This is a genomic window from Paenibacillus sp. FSL R10-2796 (assembly GCF_037965315.1).
GTDB classification, from domain to species: domain Bacteria; phylum Bacillota; class Bacilli; order Paenibacillales; family Paenibacillaceae; genus Paenibacillus_AQ; species Paenibacillus_AQ odorifer.
The window spans coordinates 5,320,003-5,335,219 of the sequence record NZ_CP150178.1 but is presented as its reverse complement, the minus strand read 5'-3'; the positions used below and the strand labels follow the sequence as shown (position 1 = coordinate 5,335,219).

Here is a 15,217-nt window from a genome sequence, read left to right as displayed (position 1 = left end):
GAGAGGCAAAAATGCCCTAGAATGTGGCGAATCGAGCGAATGTGGGGAAAAGAGAGGCAAAAATGCCCTAGAATGTGGCGGATGGAGTGAATGCGGGGGAAAAAGAGGCATAAATACCCTAGAAAGTGGAGGATGGAGTGGAAGCAGCGAAAAGAGAGGCATAAACGCCCTAGAATGTGGCGGATCGAGCGAATGTGGGGAAAAGAGAGGCATAAATGCCCTATAATGTTGCGTATCGAGCGGAAGTGGCAAAAAGAGAGGCATAAATGCCCTATAATGTGGCGGATCGAGTGAATGCGGAGAAAAGAGAAGCATAAATGCTTTAGAATGTGGCGGATGGAGTGAATGCGGGGGAAAGAGAGGCATAAATGCCTTAGAATGTTGCGGATGGAGTGAATGTGGGGGAAAGAGAGGCATAAATGTCCTAGAATATGGCGGATCGAGCGAATGTCATCAGATCGAGCATATACGGTGAAATAAACGGCATAAATCCCGCAGAATGCACCGGATAGAGCGGAGTGGACTGGACCGGACCGGGACCAATACACCCTAAAGGAGTGATTCCCTCCATCAACCAGAGAACCACTCCTTTTTTATAACCAACTTTATAATCCAATCAACGACGACCTCCGTGATGCTTAACTGTGTATTTTGCTGAACTCGATTCGCGAGCTGAAGGACCTGGTAAACTCTTTTTCGATTATTGTTTTCATGATGTTGTGATGCACTTTGAGTTGTGATTGATCGGCGTGGTCTCTAAGGAGTTCAAAGAGCGCTGCTGATTTTTTGAAGCCTGTATCATCGTCTAGCTTGATGCTTAATAACAAGATTTCTAGAATAGTGTTGATTGTATCGTACATATTCTCTTGTTTATAGTAATACATCGCCAGCAAATAAATGTAATCCTCATGGTATTTGATATTCACAATAGTCTCATGTTCTCCTATGTCATCAACATTGATTTTGAATTCCTTCAGAATCCAATCAACGGAATAATCATGTATTATCGAAGATTCTAAGATGGTAATGAGTCCCGGCAATAATTCTTCATCATCACTTTTTCTAATAAACTCAACGTATTTATGTAGCACTCCCATTTTGCCTTCCAGCAGATCGATAACGTATGAATTGGCTTTTGCTATATTGCGGTAATATTCGACTTCATAAATGGCCTCTTCATCTAAACCTCCTATCCAGCCAAGGTCAGCATACTTCTGAATACATAGTTTTGCCTCGTCAAACTTACCGGACTTTTGTAGTGCTATACCTTTTGCGCATGAGCTATATCCAAAATAATAGGGGATACTCCGCTTCAGTTTAGGACCTCTTATGAGGTTACTATTGTTTTCATATATGATGGAAATTTGTTCATGTAGCTTGTCTGCAATTTCAATCATGGCATCCCAATTCTCAAATGAAAATGATGCTTTAAGCATCTGAATCAAGGAATCCACATTCAACTCTTCCAAATCCAACTTCAATCCTATCTCCCTTTCTAGAGCATATCATGCATCGATTAAGATAATTGTATTTCATTTCTAAATTATTCATTTATTTTACATTAAATCATGTGATTTCCATCACGTTACATAAGGTCAAAAGGGTCTTTATTAATAATTTTCAAAATACATCCAGCTCACATTATCTTCCTTAAGTTTCTAGTGTTGGAGGAATAATGTTTGTTCCGTTGTTCATTTGTCCCCTTGTTTTTGGGTTATTTGTACGTAAAATGCGGAAATGTACCTATCGTGGAACTCGTTCTTCCTTTATGATCATCCCGTAAAGAAAGCGCTATCAAAGAAATTTTAACCACATTTCATGAGGGGGTAAGGATAATTTGAAGCGAATGGGAAAAAAGCTGGGAATGAGCCTGTTGGTATTTATAATTGCAGCAGCGCAGTTCGGTTTCACAGGAACGCAGGGCAATGTGGCACTAGCAGCTGAGAAAAGTATGGCGCAAAAGCCGTATATGGGCTGGAGCAGTTACAGCATGCAGGTGTACGACGGTGCAGGTAACTGGACTTCGGCCGAAAGCATTAAGAAACAATCGGATGTTATGCATGAGAAGTTGCAAGCCCATGGATATGAATACATCAATATTGATGCGGGCTGGAATGGCGACATGGATGAATACGGCAGACCGATTCCAAGTGAGACCTTATATCCTAACGGATTTCAAGAGGTCATCGACTATGTTCATAATAATGGACAGAAAATTGGAATCTATATGATTCCGGGGGTATCCATCGATGCCTATAATCGGAATCTTGAGATTTACGGGACTGGTGGCCAATGCCGCATACAGGACATTACAGCCAAGCCGCTTACCATTATGGATTATTGGAATTCCTACACTTATAAAATTGATTTCACGAATCCATGTGCCCAGAAGTATGTGGATTCTATTGCCGATATGATTGGCGAGTGGGGCATTGATTTCGTCAAATTTGACAGCGTGACTCCTGGCTCGGGGATTGATAACTTGAGCCGTGATGCGCGCGGCGATGTTGAGGCATGGTCTAAGGCTTTTGACAGAAATAACATCTGGTTTGAGCTGTCCTGGGCGCTCGATCACAATTACGTGGATTTCTGGAAAAAGTATGCCAACGGTTGGCGAATTGACTGGGATGTGGAAGCTTACGATGGCAGTGGGCTGACAGCCTGGCCGAGTATTTCCCGCTTGTTCCCCAAAGCAGCACTTTGGTGGAGGGATGCAGGTCCTGGGGGTTGGAATGATTTTGATTCGCTGAACGTTGGTAACGGATCTATGGATGGTCTGACCAAAGACGAGCGGAAATCCGCGATGACATTCTGGTCAATCTCTTCCGTGCCACTGTATACAGGGAATGACATGACTAGGCTGGACAGCTATGGTCTAGAACTGCTTACCAATGATGAGGTAATTGCCGTAAATCAGGCAGGACGTCCAAGCCATCCGGTATCTATGGATACCCAGCAGCAGGTTTGGTATGCCAATAATGGAGATGGCACTTACAGCGTAGCTCTGTTCAATCTGGGCAGTCGGAGTGCGGAGGTGAAAGTCAAATGGAGTGATCTCGGCCTTGAAGGCCCGGCATCTGTTCGCGATTTATGGAGTCACACTGAGCTGGGAGACTTTGAGAAGGAATTTAGCGGAGGCATACTTGAACCTCATGCGTCACGGATGCTTAAAGTTACAGCATTAGGTGGCACCTCTACAGTCAATAATGATGATACAGGTATGCGCTACAGCGGGGATTGGAAGCGTAATGGCGGCAAAGAGCTGCTAGAAGGAAAGCAGGATTTGAGCATTACGATCAAGGATTCCTCGTCTGCTCCGTCGATGGCTTCACAATCGGATATTACGAACTATGGGACTGACCCGTCTGAGAATTCGTCTGCTGCGAACAAGGCAACGGTCACTAATGTAGTTTACATTAATGATAATGACAGCGGCATTAAATATAATGGCGCATGGCAGGTAAGCTCATCTCGAGGATTGGGTGATTATAAAGACGATGTGCATTATTCCGAGAAGAACGGGGATTCCTTTGAGTACACCTTTACGGGCACTGGCATTGACCTGCTGACCGAAAAGCATGAATCTCAGGGAGATGTGATTATTACGCTGGACAATGAGGCTGCACAGACCGTTAGTGCTTATAAAACAGGATCAAGAGAGGTACAGCAAAATCTGTACAGTGTCTCAGGACTGGCTAACGGCTCTCACACGCTTAAAGTGGTCAAAAGCTCAGGTGATTTTATGCTGCTTGACGCATTTAAGGTGACTACAGAAACTCCAGCAGGAGAACAGAATAGTACCATTACTCCGACATCTGCTCGATTCGACCAAGCAATAGAACAACAAGAGGATGTTACTGTCACTCTGAATTTGAATGGTAATACACTGAGCGGTATTGAAAATAATGGCGAGGCACTTTCGGAAGACGATTTTACGGTGACGAATGATAAATTGACCATTCATAAGCAATACCTTGCGCAGCAGCCGGCAGGCACAACCGGCTTGATTTTCATTTTTAACACTGGTGATCCACAGACCCTGTCGATACAAATTAGTGATTCTACAGGCATTCGTTATGTGATGATTAATAACGATGATTCGACAGTTAAGTACAATGGCACTTGGAACCGCAGCAGTGGCAGAGGATTGGGTGACTATAAAGACGATGTGCAATATACGGAGCAGAATGGTGATTCTTTTGAATATACCTTCAGAGGAACGGGGATTCAGCTGTTCACAGAGGTAGATGAGTCACAGGGTGATATGGATATATATGTTGACGATCAATTTAAGGAAACCGTCAGTGCCTATCATCATGGACAAATGTCACTTCAGAACCTTTACAGCATTTCTGGCTTACCGGATGGAATGCACACGCTCAAGGTTGTGAAGAAATCAGGCAGATTTATGCTCCTTGATATGCTTAAGGTAGAAATTCCGAATATGATTAATCCGATCGCTGCCAGCTTTGATAAAGCTGCTTCCGCTCAGGAAGATATTGAGGTGACATTGCTGCAGCAAGCGGAAAGCTTTGCCGGTATTACTAACGGATTATATGATCTGGTTCTCGGGACTGATTATTCAGTAGCAGGTAACCGTGTTACACTGAATAAATCTTATCTTGCTGCACAGCCAGTGGGGACGCTGAACCTTAAGTTTACTGTGGAGGGAGATTATCTTAACGATGTTCACTCCACATCAGTGGACGGTGATTTCTTTGAATATACCTTCAAGGGTACCGGAATCAGCCTGATCACACCTATGGGTCCAGAGCAAGGTGATATGGATATTTATGTGGATGGACAACGGGTCCAAACCGTGAATGCGTATAGTCAGAGCCGCCTGACCCGTCAGGGAATTTATAGTATTTCGGGATTGGAAGGCGGGATACACACGCTTAAAGCTGTGAAGAAATCTGGTGATTTCATGCTGACGGATCAATTGAAATTCACAGTTTCAACGAGTCCTGCTGTATCTCCGACACCAACGCCAAGTCCGACACCGACATCAACTTCTACACCGACACCAACACCAACATCAACGGATTCGGGTGGCTCATACATTCCAGCTCAGCCATCTTCTACACCTGCCCTAACTCCGACGCCAACTCCGGCAACTGGAAATGAGGATGGATCTGCAGGGAATGGCGGGTCTAATCCGATCCGTCATACCGCATATATCAAAGGTTATCCGGGTGGGTTCTTCCAGCCGGAGCACGAAATTACGCGTGCTGAGATGGCAACGATTCTTGCCAATGTTGCTGAGAAGGGAGCTACTGGAGCAGGGGTTGTGTTCAGTGATGTGCCTTCTGGTTACTGGGGTGCTGATGCCATAACTAAAGCAGCGAAGATGGGACTAATGAAGGGTTACAGCGATGGCACCTTTAAACCTAATCAACCATTGACGCGTGCAGAAATGGCCAGTCTGGTGACCCTGCTTAGAACGGATTCGACGCAGAAGGGCTCCGGTTTCTCTGACATCAATGGACATTGGGCACAGGCGGCGATTTTGCAAGCCCAAGGTACGGGCATTTTGACTGGTTATAATGACGGGACTTTCCGTCCTAATGCCAAGCTTACTCGTGCCGAAGCTGTTGTGGTTATGAATAGGGCTTTGGGCAGAGGTCCTCTAACCAATGTAACAAATCCACAGTGGGCAGATGTTCCGGCAACGCATTGGGCCTTCGGCGACATTGAAGAAGCTTCGACGGATCATGTCTTTACATCTGGATCAGAGGCCAGAGATCAGAAGAAGAACTGATTGTCTAGCCAAAGCATTGAAGAAGGGGGGCCGTTACTGGCCCCTTTTTTCTAAATGACAGGAGGGTCACGCACTATAGATAAAATATCGGAATTGCCGATAAATGGCAGTGATAACGGCGTAGATCGCTGTTTTTTTTCCATTTCTGAAGAGGTGCAGGAGGGTGAAGTGAGTTCAAACCCTTGACTATGAAGCAAAATGTTTTAATCTATGGTAATGATAGCGCTATCGAAATGTCATATTGAGGGAGGCTAACTACGCTGAAATATTCCAATATCTTTCGTAAATTTCTAATCTCTTATGTGGTCATTTTGGTCATACCCAGCATTGGCGGGTACATGTCCTATCTAACCTCGATCTCCGTGACACAGTCCATCTCGATTGAGAATGGAGTCACTCAGCTTCAGAAAAGTCAGGAGATATTGGAGCGCCGTATGGCGGAGGTTGAAGGCTTTACCAGGCAATTGGCGGTCAACCAGGAGCTAAATGTTCTTATGAATGAAAGTGAAAATGAGACGAATGTGTATGGGATTTGGAAAACGATGCGGAATGTTTTGACCTTCGGCCAGACTAATGATTTTTTGCAAAACTATTATATTTACCTCGCCAACTATAATCTTATCCTAACCCCAGGTTCGACCTATCGTCCGGAGCATTACTATTCTAATTTCAACTATAAGGATCTTTCGTTACAGGATTGGAGAAAAGAAGTGCTTGAGACAACCCACCGCAGCGAGATCAAGCCACTTAGTGATTTTGTCAGCAGGGGGATGCAAACCTCGGTCATTACCTATATGCAGTCACTCCCCTTGGATAGCTTTAATGATTCCTCGCCGGCCGTCGCAGTAGTGATTATTGATGAAAAAAATATTTCCAGTCTGCTTTCAGGCCTGACCGAGCGATATGGGGGTTGGGTGCATATTAGTGATGCTAAAGGGAATACGATTGTTCTGCAAGGAAGTGATGAGCAGAAAATGGTCAAAATGCTCGACGATCCAGCTTTTGATAAGAACAAGGTCAGTCAGTTTTACAAGGATGATCTGGTGATTACTACCCGTTCCGATTCCAATGGCTGGGTGTATCAGACCGGGATTCCTCAAGATATTTTGATGGAGAATGCTAACAAAATCAAGAGAATCTCCATACAAATTACGGGAGGCACTCTAATTATCGGTTTGATTGCCGGACTGATATTAGCTTACCGTAACAGCGCGCCAATCAACCGTATGCTCAGTGTCATGAAGGAGCAATTCGGCAAAGAAGAAGCCTCGGAGAGAAATGAATTTGACTTTTTGAGCGGCAATATAGCCGATATGATTACCAAAAATAAGCTGCTCGAGTCCGAGCTTAACCGCCAGCTTCCTCTGGTCCGAGATGCCTTCCTGAAACGGCTGATTGCCGGTGAATTCAAAACGCGGGATGAAATTATCTCTGCCGCCAAACAGGCGGATATCAGCATGAATCAGAATACTGGCTACGTAGGAATTGTTCAGATTAACGGTTATGCGGGTATGGACAGTGTTGAAATTCTGAACGAGCTGAGTGCTTCCCGGCTGCTGCTGAAACAGACCTTGGCTGATCTTGGCGTGGATGTCTTGATGACGGATATGGGCTCTGATAAAGTTGTAACGCTGTTCTTTTCTAGGGAAGACGGAGCTGACAAGGAACAGGAAGCAGCGAATATCACCCAGACGATGGAGGAGCTCGCTATAAATGTCTTTAATGAGTACCGCATTACCATTCTGGCGGGGTTCGGGGATCTATTCACAGAGGTAACAGAGGTTAGCCTTTCGTATGATCAAGCGAAGCAGGCACTGGAATATGCTGTTTACATGAATAAAAAAGGGATTATCTGGAGCAGTGAAGCTCAAATTGAGAATACAACTTATTATTATCCGCTGGATTCGGAGCAACGGTTAATCAGCACGATTCGAGCCGGAGAGCTAGAGGAAGCCAAACGGATTGTGCGTGCGATTATTGTCCAGAATATGGAGCAGCGAGAATTATCCATCGAAATGAAGCACCAGCTTGTCGGGGAAATGAAGGGGACTTTTCTCAAGCTATTGGATCAAAAGGCATTTACCGAATATTCAGATATCGAGAGTGTCAAACGGCGGGTCATAGACATTGGCTCATCAGAGTCGCTTGAGACGATCCAGAACGAATTTTTTGACATTATGGAAGAGCTGTGCGGACTCATTGCGAATAAAAAGAAAGATATTCATATTCAAATCATCAAGCAGATTAAGGACTACACAGCAAAAAACTACTCGGATACGGAACTAACCCTCTACCGGGTGGCGGAACAGGTGGAGCGGCCGGAAAAATATATTTCCCAGCTGTTTAAAGAGGTCACGGGTGTTAATTTCTCCGACCATTTGATAAAAGTCAGAATGGATCAGGCCATCATCCTGCTCAAAGAGAGCGGATTAACGGTGGATGAGATTGCCGTTCGGGTGGGCTACAACAGTTCACATTCCTTCAGACGCGCATTCAAAAGGTTGATGGGTGTTTCCCCGAGTGCCTACAGACAATCTGTGGATGAATAAAAAAATAGGCCATAACATAAGGCTGCACTGTCCACTTTGGACGATGCAGTCTTTTTTCTGATTTCAACCCTGCAATTCGGAAAAATGGCCGTTCTACTGCTATTTTGTGCTCCTCAGATAGGGCGATTTGTACGCTGAAGCACCCAAGTGTACCTTTCTTTTGGAGATAAAAGTCATCTATGATCAATCCGTAGAAAGCGCTATCACAAATCACAGACATCTGCTTAGGGGGAATTGTTCTGGAGAAAGAATTAGTATTACATCGCAAGTCGTTGCCGAAAAGCAAAGGCCCCGTATTCTTACAAAATGCTCGCAAAAGCATAAAAAAGCACTGGCAGTTACATCTGCTTGTGATTCCGCCTTTGCTGTTTTTTATCATCTTCAAGTATTATCCGATGCTGAACACTGTCCTAGCCTTTAAGGACTATAACGTCATAAAAGGGATATGGGGAAGTCCATGGGTCGGATTTAAAAACTTTCAGCTCTTCTTTGAGAATCCGCAGTTTTGGACACTGCTCAAGAATACTATTATGCTTAGTGGCTATCAGCTGCTGGCGGGTTTTCCAATCCCGATTATTCTTGCGCTCATGATTAATGAGGTACGGGGAGGAAGGTTTAAGAAATTCGTTCAGCTTGTATCGTTTGCCCCTTATTTCATCTCGACGGTTGTCATGGTGTCAATCGTTATGCTCTTTCTGGCCCCTCGGCTCGGTTTTGCCAACATTGCACTCAACTTCTTCGGACTGGATTCTATTAACTTCCTAGGTGAACCCGGCATGTTCCGTTCGATTTATGTGTGGTCTGATATTTGGCAGACAGCGGGCTACAGTGCAGTCGTATATTTGGCAGCGCTTGCAGGGATAGACCCAACACTTTATGAAGCTGCCAAAGTTGATGGAGCCTCGCGGTTTCAAAAAATCCGCCACGTCGATCTGCCAGGGATTGTGCCAACCATCGTTATCATTTTGATTCTGAATGTAGGGAATGTAATGGCGATTGGCTTTGAAAAAGTCTACCTGCTACAGAACCCGCTTAACCTCGTTAATTCTGAGATCATTGCCACCTATGTCTACCGGGTCGGTCTGTTGAATGCCAATTACAGCTTTGCAACTGCGGTGGGCCTGTTCAACTCCATCATCAACTTGGTTCTCTTATTTACAGTAAACGGTCTGGCGAAAAGAATCACTAAGAACAGCATCTGGTAGGAAAGGAGCTCATCTATGGCAGCAGCAGTTCAAAAAAAGATTAAAGAATCCGTCGGCGACAAAGCGTTCCTGATCACAATCTATATTGTGCTTACTCTTGTGGTAATCGCTGTACTTTATCCGCTTATTTTTATCATCAGCAGCTCAATCAGTAGTCCGGCAGCCGTGACCTCTGGTCGTGTCTGGCTCTGGCCTGTAGATATATCCTTCAAAGGTTTCAAAGTATTGCTGAATACGCCTGAGATTATCACTGGTTATGGAAACTCAATTTTCTACACCGCAGCGGGAACGCTGATTAGTATAACTTTAACGGTCATGATCGCTTACCCGCTGTCTCGAAAAGGTTTTTTCGGACGAAATACACTGATGATGATCATTACCTTCACCATGATCTTCAGTGGGGGGCTAATTCCCACCTATTTGGTAGTGAAGGAGATGCATCTGATCGACACTCGCTGGGCGCTGCTGATTCCGAACGCCATTTGGGTCTGGCAGGTCATTATTGCCCGCTCCTTCTTTCAATCCTCGATTCCGGAGGAGCTTTTGGAAGCTAGTGAAATCGACGGCTGTAGTGATATGAGATTCATCTGGAGCGTAGTGCTTCCCTTATCCAAGCCGATTCTCGCAGTGTTGGTGCTTATGTACGCGGTAGGTCAATGGAATGCCTATTTCGATGCGTTGATTTATCTGAAATCAGCAGATTTGTTCCCCTTACAGCTTGTCCTGAGAAGCATCATCATTCAGAACAACAGCGCTGGTGGGGCCATGGACGTGGGGAAACTGGTCGAGAAACAACAGCTTTCCGAGCTGCTGAAGTATTCCTTAATTGTGATTGCCACCTTGCCGGTACTTGTTATCTATCCTTTCGTACAGCGTTATTTTGTACAGGGGATGCTTGTTGGTTCCGTCAAGGGTTGATCTTAGAAATCTCTTTTTTTGAAAGGAGGTATGCCCGGAGTACACACTTAAGGTATCATCGTATCACCTGCTAAATTACAAAAGGGAGTGATAATATTTGAAGAAGCAAAGCTTGATAACTTTACTAATTCTGGTCATGGCATTTACGGTTGTAATTAGCGGATGTGCAAATAAAAATACAGATAACACATCCAGCACGCAGCAGGGTTCTGGTTCGGGTTCGTCTGGCAAGCCGGTTGAGATCAGCGTGTTCTCAGTTCAGGAATCCGGCATCGACCTTCCGACCAATAAATTCACAAAACATGTAGAAGAGAAATTTAATTTCAAATTCAACTGGCAGATCAACCCATCGGATGGTGCTCAGGAAAAACGCCAGATCTCACTGGCGAGTGGTGACTATCCGGATGCTTACCTGCTTACTCACTATATTGATCAATTCTCACAGGCCGATCTACTGAAATACGGCAAGCAAGGTGTACTCATTCCTCTAAATGATCTGATTGATAAATATGCTCCAAATATTAAAGCAGCCATGGAAAAGAACTCTGACCTAAGAACGCTTAATACTGCACCTGATGGCAACATTTACGGACTTGTAGCTTATACAGAATGTTTCCACTGTTCCTATCCTAGCAAAATGTGGCTGAATACTGAGTGGATGAAAAAGCTTAACTTGGAGATGCCGAAGACCACTGAGGATTTCAAAAATGTACTGAAAGCCTTTAAAACGCAAGACCCGAACGGCAATGGCAAAGCCGATGAAGTGCCGCTAAGCGGTTCCATCGAGGAGTTCGGCGTACGGATCGTACCTTTCTTGATGAACGCATTTGTTTATGATGATGATCGTAATTACCTGAACATGAAGGATGGAAAGGTGCAATCTGCTGCCATTACTCCGGAGTGGAAAGAAGGATTGACCTATATTAAATCCCTGTTTGACGAAGGTTTGATTGATCCGGGTGCCTTTACACAAAACGCGGAAGCTTTTAAGAAAATCGGTGAAAATGCTGATGCAGAAATTCTAGGTGCAGGTGCAGGTATGCACCCAGCGATCTTCGTAAACATCGACCCGGGGAATACCCGTTCAGCACATTACAACCCGCTGCCTCCGATTTCGGGACCTCAAGGAATTTCCTATGCGACTCATGATGGAGGCGGCGTAGTCCCGGGTGCAAAATTCGTGATCACAAACAAAGCAAGTGAAGAAGCACAAATTACACTGATCAAGATGGTGGATTATATGTTCACACCAGAAGGCCAAACGAATGGCGCAGCTGGCCTGAAGGGAACCGATTGGACAGATCCGGTTGAAGGCGATGTGGCGTTGGGGAAAGATGTTAAACCGATGATCAAACTAATTCCAGGTGAAGAAGGCGCAGCACCACGTAATGCAGGCTGGAGTGGTATGGCTCACTTCTATGAGCCTAAAGAATACCGTGATACTTACGTTCAAGGTACCGACATCTTTGCTTCTGATGGTTATGAACGTAGACTGTATGATGCGACTCTGCTATACGAAGGTCATGAGCCTAAAGAGTTATTCCCCATCTGGTCGATCTGGATTGATCCAATTGAGATTGATGAAGCCAGCTTGCTGCAGACAAATTTGAAAAATTACATCGAACAAAATGAGCTGCAATTCATCACAGGCAACAAGGATCTGAACAAGGACTGGGACGCTTATGTAAAGGGATTGCAGAACTTGAAGCTTGACCGTTATCTCGAAATTTTACAAAAGGCTTATGATACTTCAAAAAAATAAATATTGAAATCAGAATCAGGTGCTGTATGATAGACCCCGCACCTGATTTCTTGATTTCAGGGGAAAATATGGGTTTTTGTGGATGGAGGTTGAGTTATGACAGACGAGAATCATTGCAATCATTCATTTGTAGTTCCGCGCCGTGGACTACCTCAAATTAACGGCAGGCTTACGGAAAAAGGGACTGTAACCGTTGCCTTTTTAGGCGGCTCAATTACGGAGGGGGCAGGTGCTTCCGAAGCAGACACATATAGCTGGAGAGCACTCACTGGTAAGTATCTTCAGGAGCGGTTTGCGGATCAGGAGTTCCGCTTCATCAACGCGGGAGTGGGGGGGACGAACTCAACTTTAGGTGCTCATCGATTACAGGAGCATGTCCTGCAGCAGGGCACAATTGATTTGTTATTCGTTGAATTTAGCGTCAATGACGGCAATGACCGGGAAGAATCCATTAGAGGGATGGAGGGCATTGTCCGCCAATGCAGGCGGTTGTCACCGGGCACTGATATTTGCTTTTTGTATACGGCAGCAGAGAAGAATCTCTCCGGGAGCAATCCCTTTAATATTGCTGTCCATGAAGAAGTAGCTGAACATTATAAGCTTCCCTCTGTTAATTTTGCAGCTAGAGTCTATGCGCAGCTAGAGGCGGAACAAATGGAGTGGACTAAGCTGGCACCGGATGGATATCATCCTAATGATGAAGGTCATGCGCTGTATGCCTCTTTTTTGCGAGAGTATCTGGAGACAGCGCTTGTTCCTAACAAGACGAATTTGAGTAGCGAAAGCTCTTTAGATATTCCACCTTTGGCGGAGCAAAATTATGAATACGGCAGCCTGCTTGATTTCCGTGCGGCTGATCTTGTGAACGGTTACGAACTTCGCGAACTGGCTGCAGGAGATCCGCTGATGAACTGGCGTTTTGGAACAGAGCATCTGTATACCCATAGCAAGGAGGCTGTTTTTTCTTTTACAGTGACCGGGCAAAGCGCAGGCTTGATGCTGCTCTACGGACCGGATAGCGGGATTTTTGAATATTCGCTAAATGGCAGTTCTTATAAAGCTGTGAACTTATTCGATGAATGGTGTCCGCTTGCCTTTCGGCCTATTATCGCCATGTTTCCGATCCAGGAACAACGTCAAGAATTGCATGTTTCAGTACGCATTACGGGGCTGAAGGATGAACAGAGTAAAGGCACCAGTCTGCGTATTCTGAAACTGCTGCACAATTGATTATTTTAAGCGGAGAGATTATACTGCCAAATATTAAGCGTTTACAAAAAAAGAAAGGCGGTGCCGATGATTACTTCTGCTGAGAATAACGCCTTAACTGCTCCTGCTGTAATCCGCCTGACGGATTATGGAGTGCTGCCGGATTCTGGTTTAGACGCGCAGCCAGCCATGGTTCGGGCTATACAGGCTGTCGCTGAAATTCCCGGTCCGGTACTACTGGATTGCCCGAAGGGCTGCTATCATTTCTATCCGGACGAGGCTATCCGCAAACCTTATTTTATCTCAAATACTGCCAGTGAAGAAGAGAACAGGGATGTCACTAAAACCATCGGTATTTTGCTGAAGGGACAATATAATTTAACGCTGGAAGGCAATGGTTCATTATTTATTTTTCACGGCAAGCAAACGATGCTCCTGCTGGATGGCTGCAAGAATGTGGAGATCCGTAATTTACATACCGACTATGCCCGGCCAACTGTGACGGAGATGACGATTACCGAAAGCGGTGACCATTCGTTCGATGTCCAAGTACATCCCGATTCACGTTATGAGATTAGGGAGGATAAGTTGGTCTGGATCGGTGAGGGCTGGAGCTTTTCTGAAGGCCCAATGCAGACTTATGATCCGCAGCGCAATACGACTTGGCGGATGGATAACTGGCTGGAGCAGGCAGACACTGTCGAGGAACTGGAGCCGATGAAGCTCCGTCTGCATTTTAATTTTCAGCCTGAGGTTATTCCGGGGCATGTTCTACAAAGCCGTGACGGCATCCGTGATCAGGTGGGCGTATTCATTACGGAAAGCTCGAACATCACCTTGAGCGATATTGGGCTACATTTTCTGCATGGACTTGGCATCGTTGGCCAGTTCAGCGAGAATCTCAGCTTCCGCCGTATGGATCTCTCACCGCGTCCGGAAACGGGACGAACGGTCACAGGCTTTGCGGACTTTATTCACATGTCTAGCTGCCGGGGAAAGGTGATCATTGCCGATAGTAATTTTTCCGGTTCACATGACGATCCCGTTAATGTCCATGGTACTTATCTGCGGATCGTAGAGCAGCCATCGGCGAATGTAGTAAAGGTCCGGTTCATGCATCATCAGACCTACGGATTTATGGCTTTCTATCCGGGGGACGAAATTGAATTTGTTCGCTCCGGTTCATTGACCACTTATGCGGCTAATGAAGTGGTCGAAGTGAAGCGGCTAAATCCACGCGAGCTTTTGTTGACGTTGGCTCATCCGGCTCCTGATGATATAGGCAGCCATGATGTTATAGAGAATGTTACCTGGACTCCAGAGGTTGAAGTCACTAATAATCACTTCGCGAGAGTACCCACCCGCGGTATTCTTGTGACAACCCGGCGCAAAGTGGAAATTAAGGGTAACATTTTTGAACGGATGCATATGAATGCCATTCTGATTGCAGTGGATGCTGAGTCCTGGTATGAATCCGGCAAGGTGGAAGATGTGATCATCAGCGGCAATCATTTTCTGGAATGTGGAAGTCAAAAGCATCCGGTTATCTTTATTTCGCCGGAGAATGTGGAGATAGATAAGCGTGCTCCCGTTCACCAGAGAATTGTCATCACGAATAACAAGTTTGAAAGTATTGATGTGTTGGCCCTTAGTGCCAAGAGCACCTGCGGACTGGTCTTTAAGTGCAATGGAATTCTGGCAGGCAGTGGTGAGGCGAGTCTTTCGAATCTTGATGATGCGATTGAATTAAATGCCTGCAGTGAGGTTGAAATTGCTGATAATTTATTAAATGACAGATGGTGAGGAGAGCGCG

At 45.3% G+C, this 15,217-nt stretch carries 8 protein-coding genes; 7 read left to right on the top strand and 1 reads right to left on the bottom strand.

Annotated elements, in window-relative coordinates; translation table 11 throughout:
- Window positions 1–638: 638 nt before the first annotated feature.
- Entirely contained in the window at window positions 639–1,475 is an 837-nt protein-coding gene (locus NST58_RS24025; RefSeq protein WP_143762733.1) for a DNA-binding protein, read from the bottom strand.
- A 371-nt stretch (window positions 1,476–1,846) separates the two neighbouring features.
- Here NST58_RS24025 and NST58_RS24020 point away from each other — a divergent pair, with 371 nt between their 5' ends.
- The 7 genes from NST58_RS24020 (at window position 1,847) to NST58_RS23990 (ending at window position 15,207) form a co-directional block, all read left to right on the top strand.
- Window positions 1,847–5,761: a X2-like carbohydrate binding domain-containing protein gene (locus NST58_RS24020; RefSeq protein ID WP_339248797.1), complete on the top strand. Its 3,915-nt coding sequence runs from the start codon at window positions 1,847–1,849 to the stop codon at window positions 5,759–5,761.
- Between the two features lie 338 nt (window positions 5,762–6,099).
- A complete protein-coding gene (locus tag NST58_RS24015; protein ID WP_339244431.1) occupies window positions 6,100–8,310 on the top strand; it encodes a helix-turn-helix domain-containing protein in 2,211 nt (736 codons plus the stop codon).
- 272 nt (window positions 8,311–8,582) lie between these two features.
- Window positions 8,583–9,515 carry an ABC transporter permease subunit gene (locus NST58_RS24010; RefSeq protein WP_248548341.1) on the top strand — a complete coding sequence of 311 codons (933 nt, stop codon included), beginning with the start codon at window positions 8,583–8,585 and terminating at the stop codon, window positions 9,513–9,515.
- 15 nt (window positions 9,516–9,530) lie between these two features.
- Window positions 9,531–10,433: a carbohydrate ABC transporter permease gene (locus tag NST58_RS24005; RefSeq protein ID WP_036683268.1), complete on the top strand. Its 903-nt coding sequence runs from the start codon at window positions 9,531–9,533 to the stop codon at window positions 10,431–10,433.
- Window positions 10,434–10,569: 136 nt separating this feature from the next.
- The gene (locus tag NST58_RS24000) at window positions 10,570–12,195 is read left to right on the top strand and encodes an extracellular solute-binding protein (RefSeq protein WP_339248796.1); all 1,626 of its coding nucleotides are present in this window, start codon (window positions 10,570–10,572) and stop codon (window positions 12,193–12,195) included.
- 96 nt (window positions 12,196–12,291) lie between these two features.
- Window positions 12,292–13,425: an SGNH/GDSL hydrolase family protein gene (locus NST58_RS23995; RefSeq protein ID WP_076191797.1), complete on the top strand. Its 1,134-nt coding sequence runs from the start codon at window positions 12,292–12,294 to the stop codon at window positions 13,423–13,425.
- Between the two features lie 66 nt (window positions 13,426–13,491).
- Window positions 13,492–15,207 (top strand): right-handed parallel beta-helix repeat-containing protein, encoded by a 1,716-nt coding sequence (locus NST58_RS23990; RefSeq protein WP_339244429.1) that lies wholly within the window; start codon window positions 13,492–13,494, stop codon window positions 15,205–15,207.
- Window positions 15,208–15,217: the final 10 nt, after the last annotated feature.

Excerpts from the sequence above, each read along its gene's own strand:
- NST58_RS24020 (WP_339248797.1), top strand. The coding sequence starts at position 1,847 with ATGGGAAAAAAGCTGGGAATGAGCCTGTTGGTATTTATAATTGCAGCA.
- NST58_RS24015 (WP_339244431.1), top strand. The coding sequence starts at position 6,100 with ATGTCCTATCTAACCTCGATCTCCGTGACACAGTCCATCTCGATTGAG.
- NST58_RS24005 (WP_036683268.1), top strand. The coding sequence starts at position 9,531 with ATGGCAGCAGCAGTTCAAAAAAAGATTAAAGAATCCGTCGGCGACAAA.
- NST58_RS24000 (WP_339248796.1), top strand. The coding sequence starts at position 10,570 with ATGGCATTTACGGTTGTAATTAGCGGATGTGCAAATAAAAATACAGAT.
- NST58_RS23995 (WP_076191797.1), top strand. The coding sequence starts at position 12,292 with ATGACAGACGAGAATCATTGCAATCATTCATTTGTAGTTCCGCGCCGT.
- NST58_RS23990 (WP_339244429.1), top strand. The coding sequence starts at position 13,492 with ATGATTACTTCTGCTGAGAATAACGCCTTAACTGCTCCTGCTGTAATC.